This window comes from Rhizobium sp. A37_96 (assembly GCF_053521765.1).
Map to the genome: position 1 here is coordinate 132999 of NZ_JBNWDS010000001.1, position 18687 is coordinate 151685.

General features: G+C 60.0%; 16 protein-coding genes. 9 read left to right on the forward strand and 7 right to left on the reverse strand.

From position 1 onward, the window contains the following. The first annotated feature begins 48 nt into the window (after positions 1 to 48). The 4 genes from ACQZ6J_RS00620 to ACQZ6J_RS00635 all read left to right on the forward strand — a co-directional run bounded on the left by ACQZ6J_RS00620 (position 49) and on the right by ACQZ6J_RS00635 (position 4227). Positions 49 to 1923, forward strand: coding sequence for an LTA synthase family protein (locus ACQZ6J_RS00620; protein WP_449082722.1), 1875 nt, complete (start codon positions 49 to 51; stop codon positions 1921 to 1923). A 314-nt stretch (positions 1924 to 2237) separates the two neighbouring features. Continuing rightward, the gene (locus ACQZ6J_RS00625; RefSeq protein WP_163990900.1) at positions 2238 to 2786 is read left to right on the forward strand and encodes a DUF1003 domain-containing protein; all 549 of its coding nucleotides are present in this window, start codon (positions 2238 to 2240) and stop codon (positions 2784 to 2786) included. Between the two features lie 167 nt (positions 2787 to 2953). Beyond that, entirely contained in the window at positions 2954 to 3829 is an 876-nt protein-coding gene (locus ACQZ6J_RS00630; RefSeq protein ID WP_163990898.1) for a hypothetical protein, read from the forward strand. After that, the gene (locus tag ACQZ6J_RS00635; protein ID WP_449081197.1) at positions 3826 to 4227 is read left to right on the forward strand and encodes a hypothetical protein; all 402 of its coding nucleotides are present in this window, start codon (positions 3826 to 3828) and stop codon (positions 4225 to 4227) included. The genes ACQZ6J_RS00630 and ACQZ6J_RS00635 overlap by 4 nt, the downstream gene beginning before the upstream one ends. A gap of 49 nt (positions 4228 to 4276) precedes the next feature. On the opposite strand, the gene ACQZ6J_RS00640 is transcribed toward ACQZ6J_RS00635, so the two are convergent. The 5 genes from ACQZ6J_RS00640 to rpiA all read right to left on the reverse strand — a co-directional run bounded on the left by ACQZ6J_RS00640 (position 4277) and on the right by rpiA (position 9226). Continuing rightward, on the reverse strand, positions 4277 to 4702 hold the full coding sequence (locus tag ACQZ6J_RS00640) for a GFA family protein (protein WP_449081199.1): 426 nt from the start codon (positions 4700 to 4702) through the stop codon (positions 4277 to 4279). Positions 4703 to 4859: 157 nt separating this feature from the next. Beyond that, positions 4860 to 6233, reverse strand: a complete 1374-nt coding sequence (locus ACQZ6J_RS00645; protein ID WP_163990892.1) for a class II 3-deoxy-7-phosphoheptulonate synthase — start codon at positions 6231 to 6233, stop codon at positions 4860 to 4862. Between the two features lie 153 nt (positions 6234 to 6386). After that, on the reverse strand, positions 6387 to 7772 hold the full coding sequence (gor, locus tag ACQZ6J_RS00650) for a glutathione-disulfide reductase (protein WP_449081201.1): 1386 nt from the start codon (positions 7770 to 7772) through the stop codon (positions 6387 to 6389). 184 nt (positions 7773 to 7956) lie between these two features. Further along, the gene (locus tag ACQZ6J_RS00655; protein WP_163990888.1) at positions 7957 to 8511 is read right to left on the reverse strand and encodes a DUF2059 domain-containing protein; all 555 of its coding nucleotides are present in this window, start codon (positions 8509 to 8511) and stop codon (positions 7957 to 7959) included. Positions 8512 to 8524: 13 nt separating this feature from the next. Continuing rightward, on the reverse strand, positions 8525 to 9226 hold the full coding sequence (gene rpiA / locus ACQZ6J_RS00660) for a ribose-5-phosphate isomerase RpiA (RefSeq protein ID WP_449081203.1): 702 nt from the start codon (positions 9224 to 9226) through the stop codon (positions 8525 to 8527). Positions 9227 to 9421: 195 nt separating this feature from the next. Here rpiA and ACQZ6J_RS00665 point away from each other — a divergent pair, with 195 nt between their 5' ends. Next, the gene (locus tag ACQZ6J_RS00665; RefSeq protein WP_163990886.1) at positions 9422 to 10096 is read left to right on the forward strand and encodes an HAD-IA family hydrolase; all 675 of its coding nucleotides are present in this window, start codon (positions 9422 to 9424) and stop codon (positions 10094 to 10096) included. A 174-nt stretch (positions 10097 to 10270) separates the two neighbouring features. Then, complete coding sequence (locus ACQZ6J_RS00670; RefSeq protein ID WP_449081205.1) at positions 10271 to 11440, forward strand: aspartyl protease family protein; 1170 nt, start codon at positions 10271 to 10273, stop codon at positions 11438 to 11440. 91 nt (positions 11441 to 11531) lie between these two features. Here the strand turns inward: ACQZ6J_RS00670 and ACQZ6J_RS00675 are convergent, their stop codons facing one another. Continuing rightward, positions 11532 to 13433 carry a L,D-transpeptidase family protein gene (locus ACQZ6J_RS00675; protein ID WP_449081207.1) on the reverse strand — a complete coding sequence of 634 codons (1902 nt, stop codon included), beginning with the start codon at positions 13431 to 13433 and terminating at the stop codon, positions 11532 to 11534. A gap of 408 nt (positions 13434 to 13841) precedes the next feature. Between ACQZ6J_RS00675 and fumC the strand changes: the two genes are divergently transcribed. After that, a complete protein-coding gene (fumC, locus tag ACQZ6J_RS00680) occupies positions 13842 to 15233 on the forward strand; it encodes a class II fumarate hydratase (protein WP_449081209.1) in 1392 nt (463 codons plus the stop codon). Between the two features lie 57 nt (positions 15234 to 15290). On the opposite strand, the gene ACQZ6J_RS00685 is transcribed toward fumC, so the two are convergent. After that, on the reverse strand, positions 15291 to 15527 hold the full coding sequence (locus tag ACQZ6J_RS00685; protein WP_449081211.1) for a hypothetical protein: 237 nt from the start codon (positions 15525 to 15527) through the stop codon (positions 15291 to 15293). 235 nt (positions 15528 to 15762) lie between these two features. Between ACQZ6J_RS00685 and ACQZ6J_RS00690 the strand changes: the two genes are divergently transcribed. Both ACQZ6J_RS00690 and ACQZ6J_RS00695 read left to right on the forward strand, forming a co-directional pair. Beyond that, on the forward strand, positions 15763 to 17370 hold the full coding sequence (locus tag ACQZ6J_RS00690; RefSeq protein ID WP_449081213.1) for a fumarate hydratase: 1608 nt from the start codon (positions 15763 to 15765) through the stop codon (positions 17368 to 17370). A 198-nt stretch (positions 17371 to 17568) separates the two neighbouring features. Beyond that, positions 17569 to 18636, forward strand: coding sequence for a GGDEF domain-containing protein (locus tag ACQZ6J_RS00695; protein ID WP_163990873.1), 1068 nt, complete (start codon positions 17569 to 17571; stop codon positions 18634 to 18636). The last annotated feature ends 51 nt before the right edge of the window (positions 18637 to 18687 follow it).

Here is an 18687-nt window from a genome sequence, read left to right on the forward strand (position 1 = left end):
TTGGTCATCGAGTCCGCCTTGGCGGGCAGGCTTGCTCTTTTCCAGAAGATCGGCGCAGCGAGACAAAGATCCGCTGTCGTGCGCCTGCTTCTGAGCCTGACGCTGACCATGCTGTTCTCCTTGTCCATTGTCATCGCCGTCGAATGGATCGCACGCGGCGAGTTCGCGGCCATCCCGTCCTATCTCCTTTCGGCCTCCCGCCCCGGCTTGACAACGGTCGGCATCGTCATGCTGACGATGCTGATCCTCGACGCGTTGATCGGCCGCGTGCATCTGTCGGCTCTGATCGTCGCGTCGCTGCTCGTCGTGCCGGCCTTCATTTCCAGTCAGAAGCAGAACTATCTGTCCGACCCGCTCTATCCCTCCGACTTGCTGTTCGTACGACAGATCATGGAGCTGATGCCGGTCATGGTCAGGGATCGCCCCTGGACGGCGGTCGCGCTCGTCGCCGGTATCGTCGTCTGCCTGGCCGCCATGACTTTGCTCTGGCGCTATATCCGGCGTCATGCTGCAGCGCTGTCACCGAAGGAGCGCCTCGGCCGGCTTTCGATCTGTCTGCCGCTGGCGGCGCTTTTCGTCTCGCAGATGGACCCGACGCAATATTCTTTCATTCGCGAAAAGCTGGGCATCATTCCGATCGTCTGGGACCAGAAGGAAAACTATAGCCATAACGGCTTCGTCATCGCCTTCGCGCTCAATCTGCCCATGGCCGACGTCAAGTCACCGGCCGGCTACGGATCGAACGCGATCGACGCCATACCGGCGCGGAACTACGGCTATCTCTCCGGTCCGCGTCAGAAGCCCGATGTCATCGTGCTGATGAGCGAATCCCTCTGGGATCCGACACGGCTTTCCAACGTCGCCTTCACGCCCGATCCGATGCCGACGATCCGCGCCCGGCAATCCGGAAACGTCTTCTCGCCGGAGTTCGGCGGCATGACCGCCAATGTGGAATTCGAGGCGCTGACCGGCTTCTCCAACGCCTTCCTGCCCTATGGCAGCATTCCCTATCAGCAATATGTGCGCCGCCCGATGCCCTCGCTTGCCACCTTCTTCCGTGGTGAAGGCTATACGGCGCGCGCCCTTCACCCTTTCAGCGGCTGGTTCTGGAATCGCAACGAGGTCTACAAGGCTTTTGGCTTCGAGGAATTCCATACGCAGGAAACCCTGCCGCCCATGGACAAGCGCGGCATGTTCGCCGCCGACGACTCCCTGATGAAGGAAATCATGCGCGAGGGCGACGCGGCCGAGCGCCCGTTCTTCTTCTTTGCCGTCACCCTTCAGGGACATGGCCCCTACGAAGCCAACCGCTACGCTCAGAATACCGTCGATATCGGCGGAAATCTGAACGATGACGACCGCGCGACGCTTGCCACCTATGCGCAGGGCGTGCGCGAAGCCGACGCCAGCCTCAGGATGCTGATGGACTGGGCCGAAAAGCGCGACCGCGAAACGATCGTCGTCCTTTGGGGCGATCATCTGCCGCCCCTCGGCAACGTCTACCCGGACACCGGCTATATGCCGCAGCAGGTCGCGACCCGGAAAGCGCCGCTCGACGTCATGAAAAAGGAGCACGAGACGCCACTCGTCATCTGGTCGAGCAAGAAGGGCGCCCGCAAGGACATCGGCACCATCAGCCCCTCGCAGCTGCCTTACCAGCTGCTGAAAACCGCAGGCTACGAGCACCCTTTTTACACCGGGTTCCTGGGCCGCGTGCAGAAGAAATACAACATCGTCGACCGCTATCAGCTGGCGACCCGAGACAACCAGGCTTTCCCGGACTGGGCGCGCAAGGAGCAGGATATCGACCCGATGACGCGCGACTACCGCTATCTGCAGCATGACATGATGTTCGGACAGCAATATGGGCTCGAGCGCTTCTTCCCCACCCATGCGGACATTGTCGGCCAGGAAAGCAGCTAAAACCCGCGCTGCGATTAGAGGGAACAATTCCCCTGACGCATTGGCCGAGGCATGACGATACGAACGCGGTCCGGCGTACCGGCATCCGAGCTTCGACGTCATCAACGATGGTGCAAGCGGCCGGCTGAGGCTTTTCGGCTGGCCAGAACCTCGAACATGCGAGCCTTTGTTCCCGCACAGCAATGCCGCTGCCGCGAAGCGCAACAATATCGTCGCTCCCTACGCGATCGGGACCAAAACTCTTTCGCCGTTGCATTTTTTCCCATTGGTCGAATAGTTGCATCGAATGCCATCAGGATTCCCGGAGCCCCCTTATGCACAATTTGCCCAACTTCGTTCATCTGCATTTCGACAAGTCAGCCGATGAACTCGGTGACATCGAAAAGCGCGTCCTCGCCAAAGCGCACGAGCGGAAAATCATATCCACCGATATCAATGCGGCCATAAAGGCAGAATCCTCCACCGGACAGCGTCTGGCGGACGGTATCGCCCGCGTCGGCGGCTCCTGGGGCTTCATTGTCGCGTTTCTGCTGTTCCTGGTCTTCTGGTGCCTCATCAACACCATCCTTCTGACCACGCGCGCCTTCGACCCCTATCCGTTCATCTTCCTGAACCTTGTCCTCTCCATGCTTGCGGCCATCCAGGCTCCGATTATCATGATGTCGCAGAACCGGCAGGCCGAGCGGGACCGCTTCGAGGCCGCCAAGGACTATGAGGTCAATCTCAAGGCCGAACTGGAAGTTCTCTCGCTGCACCAGAAGATCGATATGCAGGTCCTGACGGAGCTTGCCACATTGCGGGAAGAATTTGCCGTCCTTAGAAGGCACATGGAAGCAAGCGCCGGAAGCGTGTCCAAAAACTAAAGCTTCCGGCTCGGCCGTAAATCTAATATATTCGCGAGGACGGACGGTAGAAAACCACAAGTATTAAGTTCCGATCGGCATCAGAGCATCCGAAATCTGTTTGTATCCTTGAAGAGTTGATCCCGAAACGCGATCACCGAGCGAGGCCGCTTATGCCAGATTGCCGCATGAAATTTCACACTCTGTCTCTCTTGGCGATTTCGACCGCCATGATCCTGCTCGTGCCCGTGTACGGCGCTTCAGCCGACGAGTGTCCGAGCAAGATCGTAAAGCCGCATCAGCTCAACGGTATCGCGTTCGAAACCTCCAGCCGTGTCTACAGGGATGCGAATGTGGAGGTCTATGAAAGCTGCGTTAAAAACAACGGCGACAAGGATCTCTGGATAGATTGGAAAATACCCGGGCCTAAAAGCTACGTGCTCCCGGGTGAAGCGGTGCCTTCATCGAGAACCTTCGTGAACCGGCAGACGATCGATGCGCATTCCTGCCTCGAATATGGGCCGCTTTCCGAAATGCTGGTGGATCCGTATCTCGGCCATGCCACCGACAGCACGCAGATGCAAAAGCAGGATAGCGACGGCTGCCGACCCGTGGCGACCAGTGTCGGCGACAGGATTCTCGAAAAGATACCCGACTATATCGACACGCTCTTCAAGCTTTTCGCCCCTTCGGACCGAGAGAAGTCTCACGACACGATGCTGAAAATCGAAGGAAAGACATCGACGCACCTAGATGGCGAGGGAAACTACCGGCAGAACATAGCCTACAGATTCTCCCGCATCGAAGGCCGCGACGAAGGCAATCCGCTGGATATGACGATAAGGCTTGAAAGCGAAAGCCCGGCCGCGGCCTATTTGCGTGCGGCCTCCTCCTTCAAGGACATGAGCTGGAAAATCGCCAACCCCGAAGAAAACGAAATCAGCTTCACCGTTTCGATGCCCAAAAATCCGACGCTCGAAAACGCGAGATACGAAATTCTGGATCGCAACAAGATCGTCGTCGGCTCGTTCTTCGCGCCGGCCTGGATCGAAGCACCGCAATGAAGATCTTCGCCACGCTGCTCCGGTTCACGCCCACGGCTCTGTTGAGCTGGATCGCAGCATGGCAAGGGATCTTTCGCGGTACCGAGCTCGTTCACCCACAATGGGCGCATGCCGCGTTCTCGACCGGCGCGGGTCTCGCTTGCGTGCTGACGGTCATTACCGTCGCCTGCCTCTCAACGCTCGGCCGAAAAGCCGCTTTCGTGTCGCTGGCGCTGTTTGCGGCGCTATCCGTCATAGCTTTCGCGCTTTGCATCTATTTCAGGAACGAACTGGTCTCCGCCCCGCAGATGGCCGAGCAGGAACAATACAAGGCCCTGTGGAAATGGTCGCTGATCGCGATGCTCGCCTTTGTGCCCCAGATCATCGGATCGGCGATCGAGGCGATCATCCGCAAATAGCGAGACGGCTGGCGATCCGCCACGCAGAGACGCCCTGTCCAGGCAAACATTATTCCGAAGGCCCCGCCGTCAACAATCCGGGCCGACCTTGCCGGTATTGCGGCAGGCCATCCGTGATTTCGTAATAGTTACCCTTGTCGGCACAATAAATGTGATAGGCGAGCCGCAAATCGCTTGGCTGGTCGAACAGCCCCGCCATGATCGATATTTCGTCGGCGCCATCCGCCGCCCAGAACAGCGCGCAGCCGCAGGTCTTGCAGAAGCCGCGGCGGGCGAAGGTGCTGGCGCGATACCAGGTGATCGACTCCTCCCCTTCGATGAAAAGCGTATCGACCGCCACGTTGGTCGCGGCATAGTAGAGCCCGGTCTGCTTGCGGCACTGCGAGCAATGGCAGGCGACGACCTCTCGCAGTCTGCCACTGGTTCTTAAACGCACGCTGCCGCAAAGGCAGCCTCCGGTATGTTCGCTTGTCATAGTCGCTCCCGATTTTCGGGGAGCCTTCCCGAGAACCTTGCCGCGGTCAATCTCAAAGAAATGAAGGACCTTTCAGCCGCATTGATACGACCCGTACAAAAGCGAAACGGGCCGGCGTGGAGCCGACCCGTTTCACCATTCTCATATCTGCATTCGCTCAGCCGTGAGCGCGCATCCGCTTCTCGTCGCGGCCGCCCTTCATCCGCTCGGCAAGCAGGAAGGCCAGCTCGAGTGCCTGGTCGGCATTGAGGCGCGGGTCGCAATGCGTGTGGTAGCGGTCCTGCAGGTCCTCGGCGCCGACGGCACGGGCGCCGCCCGTGCATTCGGTCACGTCCTTGCCGGTCATCTCGATATGGATGCCGCCCGGATGCGTGCCTTCGGCGCGATGGATCTGGAAGAAGCTTTCCACCTCCGACAGGATGCGCTCGAACGGGCGCGTCTTGTAGTTGTTGAGCGTGATCGTATTGCCGTGCATCGGATCGCATGACCATACGACCTTGCGGCCCTCGCGCTCGACCGCGCGAATGAGGCGCGGCAGATTGTCGGCAACCTTGTCGTGGCCGAAACGGCAGATCAGCGTCAGACGGCCGGCTTCGTTCGCAGGATTGAGGATGTCGATCAGGTTGAGCAGATCGTCCGCCTGCAGCGAAGGACCGCACTTCAAGCCGATCGGGTTCTTGATGCCGCGGAAATACTCGACATGGGCGTGATCGGCCTGGCGCGTGCGGTCGCCGATCCAGAGCATGTGGCCGGAGGTCGCGTACCAGTCGCCGGTCGTGGAGTCGACGCGGGTGAAGGCTTCTTCATAGCCCAGAAGCAGCGCCTCGTGGCTGGTAAAGAAATCGGTCTCGCGCAGGCTCGCATTGCTCTCGGCGGTGATGCCGATCGCGCGCATGAAGTCCATGGTCTCGCCGATGCGGTCGGCGAGCTTGCGGTAGCGCTCGCCCTGCGGGCTGTCCTTGACGAAGCCGAGCATCCACTTCTGCACGTTTTCAAGGTTGGCATAGCCACCCATGGCGAAGGCGCGCAGCAGGTTCAGCGTCGCGGCAGACTGGCGGTACGCCATCATCTGCCGTTCCGGATTGGGGATGCGTGACTCTTCGTTGAAGTCGATACCGTTGATGATGTCGCCGCGATAGCTCGGCAGCGAGACGCCATTCTGCGTTTCGATGTTCGAAGACCGCGGCTTGGCGAACTGGCCGGCAATACGGCCGACCTTGACGACCGGCAGCTGCGCGCCGAACGTCAGGACGACGGCCATCTGCAGGAAGGCGCGGAAGAAGTCGCGGATCGTGTCGGCACCATGCTCGGCGAAGCTTTCGGCGCAATCGCCACCCTGCAACAGAAAGCCGTTGCCCTCGGCAACATTGGCAAGATGCGCCTTCAGGCGGCGAGCTTCACCGGCAAAAACCAGCGGCGGATAGCTTGCGAGCTGCGCTTCGGTCTCTGCAAGCGCTGCCTTGTCCGGAAAATCCGGCACCTGCTGGATCGGTTTCTGCCGCCAACTGCTCGGGGTCCAATTCTCTGCCATCTCACTCACCTGCTTGTGCGCCCGATCTCGGCCGGGCGGCCCGTCGTCGTAAATAACGCGCGCTTATAAACCTTTGCCGCCTGCTTGCAAAGGCAGACGAACTACTGTGCGAATCTTTTGTGGCGGAGACGATCCCTGCCCCAATCGGGCACGTTACACGCGCTCGCCGTTGCGGATCCGATAGCTTGGCGAATACATCGTCACCAATTCTTCCGCCGCGGTCGGATGCACCGCCATGGTGCGATCGAAATCATCCTTGGTGCAGCCGGCCTTGAGCGTGATGCCGAGCAGCTGCGCCATCTCGCCGGCCTCGTGGCCGAGAATATGGGCACCGACTACCTTGCGGTCGGCAGCATTGACGATCAGCTTCATGATCGTCTTCTCGCTACGGCCGGAAAGCGTCGCCTTCATCGGCCGGAACTGTGCGCGATAGACTTCAAGTTCCGGATAGCGTTTCGCCGCCTCTTCCTCGGTCAGTCCGACCGTGCCGATCTCCGGCTGCGAGAACACCGCCGTCGCAATAAGCTCGTGCTCCGGCCGCGTCGGATTGTTCTTGTAGACGGTTTCGATGAAACACATCGCTTCATGAATCGCGACGGGCGTCAGCTGTACCCGATCGGTGACGTCGCCAAGCGCGTAGATGTTCGGAACGGACGTGCGCGAATATTCGTCGACGATGACGGCACCCTGATCGTTGATCGCAACGCCGGCAGCCTGAAGTCCCAGATTTTCGGTATTCGGCGTGCGGCCGAGCGCCAGCATGACGGTATCGACCGTCAGAACCTTGTCGTTCTTGGTCCGGACGAGCAGGCTGCCCTCCACCTTCTCGATGCTCGAGAGGATGTCGTGGCAGAGGATACGGATACCCTTCTCTTCCATGGCATCGTGCAGGCCCTTGCGCAGGTCCTGGTCGAAGCGCGACAGGATCTCGGCGCCACGGTAGATCAGTGTCGTCTCGACGCCGAGCCCGTGGAAGATGTTGGCGAATTCGACGGCAATATAGCCGCCGCCGGCGATCAGGATCGACTTCGGCAGCTCCTTCAGATGGAAGGCCTCGTTGGAGGAGATGCAAAGCTCATGCCCCGGCAACGCCGTGTGCAGGTTCGGCCGTCCGCCGGTCGCGATGACGATCGTTTCCGCCGTGACGGTCTGGCCGGTCTTCAGCAGCTTGACCGTGTGAGCATCCACCAGTTCGGCGCGGGTATCGAAGATCTCGGCCTTGGCGTTGTCGAGCCCCTTGCGGTAGAGCCCCTCCAGCCGGGCGATTTCCTTGTCCTTCGCCTCGATCAGCTTGTTCCAGTCGAAACTGCTTTCACCGACAGTCCAGCCGAAACCGGCCGCATCCTCGAAATGCTCGCTGTACTGCGACGCGTAGACGAACAGCTTCTTCGGCACGCAGCCGCGGATGACGCAGGTGCCGCCATAGCGATATTCTTCCGCGATGCCGACCTTCTTGCCGAGCGACGCGGCCACGCGCGCGCTGCGCACGCCGCCGGAACCGCCGCCAATTACGAAAAGGTCGAAATCAAACGAGGGCATCGATGGCTCCTATAGACATGAACATGCGCGCGACGCGCCATTGGGGGTCGGCTTTCATATAGGGAGCCGCGGCCGAAAAAGAAAAGCCCGGAATCGATCCGGGCTTCGAATTTGCAACTGCCTGCCGCTCACAGCGAAAGCATGAAACCCAGCTTCCGGAACGGGCGTGGCGGCGAGCCGTGGATTACTGCTTCGGCGCGGGCTGCGCGGCGGCGCCGGCGTCCGGCGCAAGGACCGGCTGCTTGACGACCTTCTGCAGAGCATCGTTGCTCTGGTTGGCGAGATCGCGCGAAATGCCCTGGCTCCAGATGTCGGCAGCCTTGTAGAGCTCGCGGGTGGCAAGCGGCCCATCCTTGAGGAGCTTCTTGCCGGCCGGCGAATTGTAGAAATCGGCGATCGCCTTGAGCTCATCCGCGGAGAAGGCCTTGGCGTAGGTGATGGCAGCTTCGCGCTCGAGGTCGGCACGGCGCGGTGCGAGCGCCAGAGCGGTGGCATCGACCGTCGAATTGATCGCATCGCCGAAATTCGGGTTGGCCTGGATCATCGTGCTCTTCAGCTGCTCGGCCAGGTTCGGTAGGATGTTGTCGAACTGGTTGGTGATGCCCAGAGCGTTGATCGCGGCGCGCGCAGCCTTGATCTGGTCCTCGGAAACTTCCTGAGCGTTCACAGAGCCAAAGGCAATGCCGGAAAGAAGGATGGTTGCAGCGGCAAGACGGCCAAGACCCGCAAATTTGATCATGAGATGAGTGCTCCTATGTATTGTTCGCCTGCAACGTGCGCGCACCGGCAGGGCCGGCAATGATCGCCAATGTCGCCATATGGATAAAGAGCCCGTGTTCGACAACGCCGGGAATCGAATTGAGCTCACTCGACAGCGCCTCTGCATCAGGAATGCGGCCGAAAGATGCATCAATAATAAAATGGCCGCCATCGGTGACAAAGGTGTCGCCACCCGATTGGCGCAGGTTGAGCGAACCCGAAAGGCCAAGGCGCGAAGCGGCTCTGTCGATGAGGATACGGGTGGACGCAAGACCGAACGGATTGACCTCGATCGGCAGCGGAAAGGCGCCGAGCGTCTCCACGACCTTGCTCTGATCGGCGATGACGATCATGCGGGCGGAGGAAGCGGCCACGATCTTTTCGCGCAGCAGCGCGCCGCCGCCGCCCTTGATCAGGGTCAGCGCGCCGTCCACTTCGTCGGCGCCGTCAATGGTGAGATCGAGTTCGGGAAGCTCGTCGAGCGACTTCAACGGCACGCCAAGCTCGTTGCAAAGCTTTGCCGTCCTCTCGGAGGTCGGCACGCCCTGGATCGAAAGTCCCGCAGACACCTTCTCGGCGAGCAGCCGAACGAACTCCTCGGCAGTGCTGCCGGTGCCGATCCCGAGCCGCATGCCGCTCTCGACATGAGCCAGAGCCGCCCTCGCAGCCTCGATTTTCATCTGGCGGGCGTCCATGCGCCACCTGCTCCCATTGTTACGTTGGTCTGCTGTTTACACGGCTCTCCAACCAAACGAAAGCCAAAATAATGGCGTGATATAGAAATCCCCGCGCCTCTTTCCCAAGGCTTCCGGGCTCCTTCGGTTGCAATTGCCCGCGTGATCTTCTAACTCCGAAAGACGCTCTCTTTTCTATGCAAAGGCCGATTCCTCGTGAAATCTCCCCTTGTCGTCTTCGATCTCGATGGCACGCTGCTGGACACGCATGCGGACCTTATCGTCAGCCTCAACTATACGATCGCCGCCCTCAAGCTTCCGCCCGTCAGCTACGACGACGTGACGCATCTCGTCGGCAACGGCGCGCAGGTGATGATCGAGCGGGCGTGCAAGCTGCACGGCTATACGCTGACATCGGAGGAATTGCCCGCCCTCCTGCAACGCTTCATCACTCATTATTCCGAGACGATGCCGGGCGTCACGCAGCCTTACCCGGGGCTTCTGGCAGCGCTTACCACGCTCAGGGGCCAAGGCTACAAGCTGGCCGTCTGCACCAACAAGATGGAATCGCTCGCTCGCACGCTGCTCGACCGGCTTGAGCTGACCCATTACTTCGAGACCATAACAGGCGGCGACACCTTCACCGTGCGCAAGCCGAATGCCGAACACCTGATCGGCACGATCGAGCGCGCCGGCGGCGACATCGCGCGCACGGTCATGATCGGCGACAGCGTCAACGACATCCTCGTTGCCCGAAACGCCGGCGTGCCTTCGATCGCGGTTCCTTTCGGCTATTCCGACGTCGGCATCGAAACGCTCGGCCCGAACAGGATCATATACCACTACGACGAACTCACGCCGGAACTCGTCGAAGGGCTGCTGGCCGCCTGAGCCCACTAAAATCTCTGTTGATTCAATGGGCCAGGTTGTAGCGGACCTTGCGCGATTCACGCGCTTCCGCCACAACCTATCGACGTCTTGCTGCCAGCACCGCCACTGCATGAGGAAAAGCTCTCTGCAGGATCGTTGCCGAGGCAGAAGGTAACTCGATGGTGGAGCGCCCCCTTGCTCGCAGCAGATCCCGAAGACCGCAACGCCGGTAGATTGCCAAACCGCAGAGGGTGGTTTGCTCCAATCGTCAGGACACTCATCATTTGCGCCGCATTGTGCGCCGGCATCTGGTTCTACATCTACGGCGACCGCGTCGTCGGTTATGTGGAGCAAGCAACATCGGCGCCCCCTGATCCGGCGCTACTGGCCGTGTATCAGCATTTCGACATCACTCCGCTGCCGAACGTCGTTGCTGGCAGAGCGGCCATGGCCGCCGATCTCGATATGCTGCGGCGCGAACATTGCGACTGGAATGCAGCCTATAAATTTGCCACGGAATTGCAGAACCAGGGCTATCGTCGCGAAGCGGCCAAGGTCTTCGTCGCCTTCTCCAACAAATGCACGCCATCCAACGTCGCCTTGAGCGCCGCTGTCGGTATCCTCGGCGATCTCAGCGATTTCGATGAGGCGCTGAAGATCTCCGACGATGTGATCGCGATGTCGCCGGGAATGCCGGGCCTCTACTACCAGCGGGCACAGATCCGGCAAAGCGCGAAGAAGTATCGCGATGCAATCGATGACTATTATTCGGTCATCGGTCTGACCGATGATATCGGCACGTTGAATAGCACCGTCTTTGAGGGAATCTCGAACAGTTATCGCGAACTTGGCGCCTATTGCGAGGCGATCGGGCCGCTCCAGCTCTGGGTCTCCACCAATCCCGATCGCAACGACACGGCCGTCGTACGCGGCATCATCAAGGAATACGAGAACAAGGGCAAATGCGCCTCGAACTATGCCACCGGCAGCGATCGCTTTCCGACGCAGGGCAAGAACGTTATCGTCGCGAGAGTATCGCTCAATGGCACGGAAGGCAGGTTCATCGTCGATACCGGTGCAAGTTTCGTGGCGGTGAACAAGGCCTTTGCCGAAAAAGCGAAATTGCCCGTCGATGATGGCAATGGAATTTCATTGCAGACGGCCAACGGCGTTTCCCATGCCACCCACACGACCGCGGCGACGGTCAAGGTCGGAAAGGTGGAGGCCAGCGACATCACCACAGTCATCCTTGATGATAACGCGGCTTTGGGTGATGAGATCGATGGGCTGCTCGGCCGCTCCTTCCTTTCACGCTTCGACGTTACTTTCGGCAGTCGGGAATGGCGCATCGAGGCCAAGGATTGAAACGCCTGGACGGCGCCGGATGTCGTTCCGCAAGGCGAATTGAAAAAGGCGGCCGATGGGCCGCCTTTTGCTTTCAGGATCGAACCAGAGCTCAGATCTGAGCGGTGCGTGCCTTTGAGGTCGCATCGATCGCCTTCTGCGTGGCGGTATCGCGATCGTAGACATCATTGAAATACTGGATGACGCCATCCTTGTTCGGCCATGCCGTGAAATAGGCGATGTAGATCGGGAACTTCTGCGGCACGGAGACGCCCTTGTTCTGGCCGGTGGCGATCTGCTTGGCGACGTCGTCGACCGTGGTGTTGAGCACGGCGGCGGCCATTGCGCGCGGATCGGCAAGGCGGACGCAGCCGTGGCTGAGCGCGCGCATGTCCTTCTTGAAGAAGCTCTTCTGCGGTGTGTCATGCATGTAGATCGCATGCGAATTCGGGAAGAGGATCTTCAGCTCGCCGAGAGCGTTGTCGCTGCTCGGCGGCTGGCGAACCGAGATGTTCTTCGTCGAACCGTACCAGTCGACGCTGGACGATGCGACGGCCTGGCCGCCGACTTCGACCTGATAGCCCATGCGGTCGAGATAGTTCGGATCGGCCCGCAGCTTCGGCAGCATTTCGTTGATGATGATCGACTGCGGAACGCCCCAGAAGGGGTTGAACTCAACCGTCTGCACCTGGTTTTCGAAGAAGAAGGTCTGATGCTGCTTGCTGCCGACGACGACACGCATCGACAGCTGTTCCTGGTTGTTGTTGTAGTAATAAACCATGAATGCGGGCTGATTGATGAAGACGTAGCGCGGTCCGAGTTCGGCCGGCAGCCAGCGCAGCTGCTCCATCGCAATGATCAGCTTCTGGATCTTCACGTCATTGTTCTCGCCGACCATGGCGCGAATGGAGGAAGGACCGATGACGCCGTCCGAGGTCAGCCCTTTCTCCCTCTGGAAGTCCTCGACCAGAGAGACGAGCTCAGGCGTATAGTCCGGCGTTCCGAGATAGGCGTCGAAAAGATCGGCATGAGCCGCCTTCAGCGCATCGGAGCCGCGATGCTGGATTGCCTTGACGATATTGGCCATTTCCGGCGAGCTACCGCCCGGCTTCAGGGTACCGGTCAAGGAAATGGAAATGTTGCTGCCGTCCGATCCGGACTCGGCGCGCAGCTTCGCAAGCTCCGCCTTCAGCAACGCGAACTGCTGGTTGGACGGGTTGCGGCTGTTGAGATAGGCGGAAACATCCGGGCTTGCCCGCAGCACATCGAGCATTGCCGTCAGGTTGACGTCCTTGCGCTTGAAGTCGTGGTAGCCGGAGATCTTGTTCGGGTCGAGACGGCCGCGGATCGTATCCTGGACGAACATCAGCACCTTGCTGGAAAGCGCCAGCTCGAACTGCATCAGGGCGCGGTCACGCATCACCGGATCGGCGTTTGCAGCATCGGCGCTCGGCGGCGTCACCGCGTAATCGGCGGGGTCGAGGCCGACGGAGCCGGCATCGGCGAGGACGCCCATGGCAGCCTTCGCCTTTTCGCTGACGACATGATCGGCGACCCAGAGAAGCGGCTTGCTCTGGTCGGCGTAATAAGCCTCGATGGCCTTTGCGATGTCATTGGTCGCCATGACACGCGCATCCGCCAGATAGCGGCGCTGGGAAGCCTCGGTATCGACTGCGACTGGAGCCGGCGAAGCGTCCGCGACGGCACCGGTCACCACGGGATCGGAAAAATGCGCCGTCGACACCAGCCGCATCGAGTCGGCCTTATAGGTATAGTATTTCGGAGCACTGACGGTCGGCAGCGGCTGCTTGGCCTGCGGCGGCTGGTCGGGGTTCAGCACGGCCTGCCCCGGATTTTCGGGGACGGGGGCTGAAACCTGCGTGCTCTGCTGACGCCCCTGACCGCCACGGATAAAATCCATGAGAGTCATGGCACTTGCGGAGGTTGCGCCGATTGAGGAAAGGCAACAGGAGAGAGCCAGGACGGATGCTGTGGCTTTGATGGCAAGTTTCATTCTCTAATCAGTCCCTGTATCGTGCGGTAACTTCGAGCTTGACGGTGCTGTTTTCAACTCGGCCGCGATGTCCCAGACATCGTATACCCACTACTATGAAAACGGCGAGACCCCGCCTTTCGTTCAATGCCTCAACTTCGCGTTACGAAGCGGCGGCATTTTTCGCGGTTCAGTTCACACAAAATTATGAAATTATTGGTTAATCTTTTATTGAAATTTCCCAGGCTTTTTGAGGGGCGGAAAATGCGCCTCTGCGAATATATGCGGAGCGTGTCAAAAAAAGCACGCTCCCGGGAGCGCGCGGAAACATGATGATTATAATCATGAAATAGCGCTTTGATGTTTTCATGAGCGCCGTTCAGGCCTATATGGCTGCTATCCGTCTCAATGGAAAGCAGGACCAGGAACATGACTGCCACCCGCACCGAAACCGATACCTTTGGCCCGATCGAGGTCGCCAGCGACCGTTACTGGGGCGCACAGGCGCAGCGCTCGCTCGGCAATTTCAAGATCGGCTGGGAAAAGCAGCCCTTATCGGTCGTCCGCGCCCTCGGCATCGTCAAGCAGGCGGCCGCGCGCGCCAATATGGCGCTCGGGCAACTCGATCCGGCGATCGGCAAGGTCATCGTCGACGCGGCACAGGAGGTCATCGACGGCAAGCTGAACGAGCATTTCCCGCTGGTCGTCTGGCAGACCGGCTCGGGCACGCAGTCCAACATGAATGCCAACGAAGTGATCTCCAACCGAGCGATCGAAATGCTCGGCGGCGTCATGGGCTCGAAGAAGCCGGTGCATCCGAACGATCACGTCAACATGAGCCAGTCGTCGAACGACACCTATCCCACGGCCATGCACATCGCCTGCGCCGAGCAGATCGTCCATCACCTGCTGCCCGCCCTGCGGCATCTGCATGCGGCACTGGAAAAGAAGGTCGCCGACTTCGCCCACATCATCAAGATCGGCCGCACCCATACGCAGGACGCGACGCCGCTGACGCTCGGCCAGGAATTTTCAGGCTATGCCGCGCAGGTCGCATCGTCGATCAAGCGCATCGAACTGACCTTGCCGGGCCTTTGCGAACTCGCCCAGGGCGGAACGGCCGTCGGAACGGGCCTCAATGCCCCGATCGGCTTCGCCGAAAAAGTCGCGGATGAAATCGCCGAGATCACCGGCCTGCCCTTCGTCACCGCCCCGAACAAGTTCGAAGCGCTCGCAGCGCACGATTCGATGATTTTCAGCCACGGCGCCATCAATACGGCAGCCGCGGCACTCTTCAAGATCGCAAACGATATCCGTCTGCTCGGCTCCGGCCCGCGCTCGGGCCTCGGCGAACTGGCGCTGCCGGAAAACGAGCCGGGTTCGTCGATCATGCCGGGCAAGGTCAACCCGACCCAGTGCGAGGCGCTGACGCAGGTCTGCATCCACATCTTCGGCAACAACGCCGCCCTTACCTTTGCCGGCAGCCAGGGCCATTTCGAGCTCAATGTCTACAATCCGATGATGGCCTATAATTTCCTGCAGTCGGTACAGCTGCTCGGCGATGCCGCCGTCTCTTTCACCGACAATTGCGTCGTCGGCATCGAGGCCCGCGAAGACAACATCAAGGCCGGCCTGGAACGCTCGCTGATGCTGGTGACGGCGCTTGCCCCGAAGATCGGCTACGACAATGCCGCCAAGATCGCCAAGACGGCACACAAGAACGGCACGACCCTCAAGGAAGAGGCGCTGGCAAGCGGGCTGGTATCTTCCGAGGAATATGACGCCATCGTCCGGCCCGAAACGATGATCGGCCCGAAGTAAAATCGAAATGGGGGCAGGCACCGGACGGCTCGTCCGGAATACCGGCCCCGTCTTTCCCTAGTGGACGCTTACCGAGCCCAGCCTTTCGTCGCTCGGCATCGTAGCCCGCCGCTCCTGCGGAATCGTCTCTGTGACGATCAGGACAGTGGCGGGATCGATCCTGGCGAGGATCTCCTTGTGAAACGCACCCTTCAGATAGCCACCCTGAACGAGACCGAATATGCCGACCCCGGCGACAACAGCCGCAATGACGGCCGGCGAGATGTGGTGATGGTGATTGTGCGAGATATCCATGATCTCAGATCCCTGCTTCGGGTCCGGGCGCCCTCGCCCTCCCGCTTGGCCTGAATGTGCTCCTCCTTGACTGTTCTTAGAAGCCGGTGATTTCAGCACCGATTGTCTACGCCTCGTTGACAATCGGTGTTTTTGACGCGCCGAGCCGGTTTTCAGCCGATTGCATTTGACACGAGCCGGATTTAGATCGTTTCCAAACATCCTCCTCCGCCATCCGGCTTGAAAGGTTTCCCACATGGCTGACGATCTATTCCCCCTCGGCGACGACACGACCCCCTATCGCAAGATTTCAGGCGATTATGTTTCCGTCGATACGTTCAAGGGCCAGGAAATCCTGACCGTCGATCCCGAAGGCATTCGCCTGCTTGCCGAAACGGCCTTTGCCGACATCAACCACCTGCTGCGCCCCGGCCACCTGAAGCAGCTCGCCTCGATCCTCGAAGATCCTGAAGCCACCGACAACGACCGCTTCGTGGCCTACGACCTGCTGAAGAACGCCAATATCGCCGCCGGCGGCGTACTTCCCATGTGCCAGGATACGGGCACCGCCATCATCATGGGCAAGAAAGGCCGCCGGGTCTGGACGGAGGGCGGCGACAGCGGCGCGCTGGCCAAGGGCGTGCTCGACGCCTACGAAAAGAAGAACCTGCGCTACTCGCAGCTCGCGCCGATCAAGATGTTCGAGGAAAAGAATACCAAGAACAACCTTCCGGCGCAGATCGACATCTACGAGGAAGGCACCGACGCCTATGAATTCCTCTTTGTCGCCAAGGGCGGCGGCTCGGCCAACAAGACCTTTCTCTATCAGGGCACGCCGTCGCTGCTCACGCACGATCGCATGCTGGATTTCCTGAAAGAGAAGATCCTGACGCTCGGCACGGCAGCCTGTCCGCCCTACCATCTCGCCATCGTCATCGGGGGCACCTCGGCGGAGATGAACCTGAAGACGGTCAAGCTCGCCTCGACGCGATATCTGGACTGTCTTCCCACGGAAGGCTCCGAAAGCGGGCATGCCTTCCGGGATATCGAAATGGAGAAGGAAATCCACAAGCTCACGCAGAGCCTCGGCGTCGGCGCCCAGTTCGGCGGCAAGTATTTCTGCCACGACGTCCGGGTCATCCGCCTGCCCCGCCACGGCGCCTCGCTGCCGATCGGCCTTGGCGTTTCCTGTTCCGCCGACCGGCAGGCCAAAGGCAAGATCACGCGCGACGGCATCTTCATCGAGCAGCTCGAGACCGATCCGTCCAAGTATATGCCCGAGATCGACGAGGCGAAGCTTTCCGAATCGATGATCCGTATCGATCTCAACCGGCCGATGGCCGATATCCTGGCCGAGCTGTCGCAGCATCCGGTCAAGACCCGGCTGTCGCTCACCGGCACCATCATCGTCGCGCGCGATCTGGCGCATGCCAAGATCCGCGAGCGCCTGGAAAAAGGCGAAGGCATGCCGGAATATCTGAAGAACCATCCGGTCTATTATGCCGGCCCGGCAAAGACGCCGGCCGGCTACGCTTCCGGCTCCTTCGGCCCGACCACCGCCGGGCGCATGGACAGCTATGTCGATCAGTTCCAGTCGTTCGGCGGCTCGATGGTCATGCTCGCCAAGGGCAACCGCTCGCGTGCGGTGCGCGAAGCCTGCAAGAAACACGGCGGCTTCTATCTCGGCTCGATCGGCGGCCCTGCCGCGCGCCTCGCCCAGGACTGCATCAAGAAGGTCGAGGTGCTGGAATATCCGGAGCTCGGCATGGAGGCCGTCTGGAAGATCGAGGTCGAGGACTTTCCCGCCTTCATCGTCATCGACGGCAAGGGCAACGACTTCTTCCAGGAGCTCAATCTGGGATAAAGGTCAACGCGTGATATCGAGCTGGTCAAAGGAGGGCGCCGACGGCGTCCTCTTCTGTAAAACGTGCCTTAATTGTAGTTTCTTCGAATAGAGCCGTAATGACAGAGGATTTCTCATAACCATCTCCTTAATATTTTTTCAAAGAATCTCTGCATAAGTAGAAGAGGGAATTAACAAATACATGTACGGAGCTCACCGATGAGTACGGCGATTGCGCCCAAGGCGCAAATTCCCGACGTGGCAGGGCAGATTACCTACGCCATGCGATCCATGGGGGTCGCACCTATTCCGCGCAACTACGAACTTTTTTACGAAGCCTATATCGGCTCCAATCCCGCGCTGACCCGGGAATTGGCAGCTCTCGGCAAGAGCGCCACCCAGGAGGAACTGGACGCGATCGGAGCGAAATATTTTCCGCACCATGCGGGCCGTGTCTTCGATGATGCGCACGCCCGCCTGACGACCGAGCTGGATGGCGTGCTGCGCGCCTTGCGCCAGGAGCAGACTACGCTCCAGAGCTACAATCGCCTGCTCGGCGAGACGTGCGAAAGCATAAGCTCACGGAGCCATAACAGTGCGGAACTGCTGCGTAGCGCCATCGACATGCTCGCCGTGGCAACCGGCGATACCATGGCTCAGGGTGAAAAGACGGTCGAGAACGTCGTCCAGCGCAGCCAGGAAATGGAACTGGTCCGCAAGGAACTGGACGAGTACAAGCGCATTGCCAATACCGATGCTCTGACCCGGCTTTCCAATCGGCGCGCTTTCGAGGACCGGCTGGTCGCCATCTTCGACAATCAGCTGACCAGACAGACGACGGCGCTGGTGCTTGCCGATATCGATCACTTCAAGAGAATCAACGACACGTACGGCCATCCGGTCGGCGACAAGATCCTCGCCACCGTTGCCTCCATCATCCGCGCCAATGTCCGGCGCGATGTCTTCGTGGCCCGTGTCGGCGGCGAGGAGTTCGCTCTGATCCTGGAAGCCACCAGCATCGAGGAAGTCACCATAGTCTGCGAACGAATCCGCCGCACGCTGGAGATGACGCCGTTCAAGAATTCCCGCACCAGGGTCGATTACGGTCCGATCACTCTGTCTCTGGGCATCTGCATGGCCTCCGAGGCCACCGATTCCGGCGAGCTTTACAACAAGGCCGACCTTGCGCTCTATTGCGCCAAGAATGCCGGCCGTAACTGCTCCAGCGTCTATCAGGACGGCATGCAGAAGGACTTCACCAAAAGTTGGCTCATCTACAAGAACTAGAAGCGAAGCCAACCAACCGCCGGCGCTGCTTTCCCAGGCATGCCGGCGGCT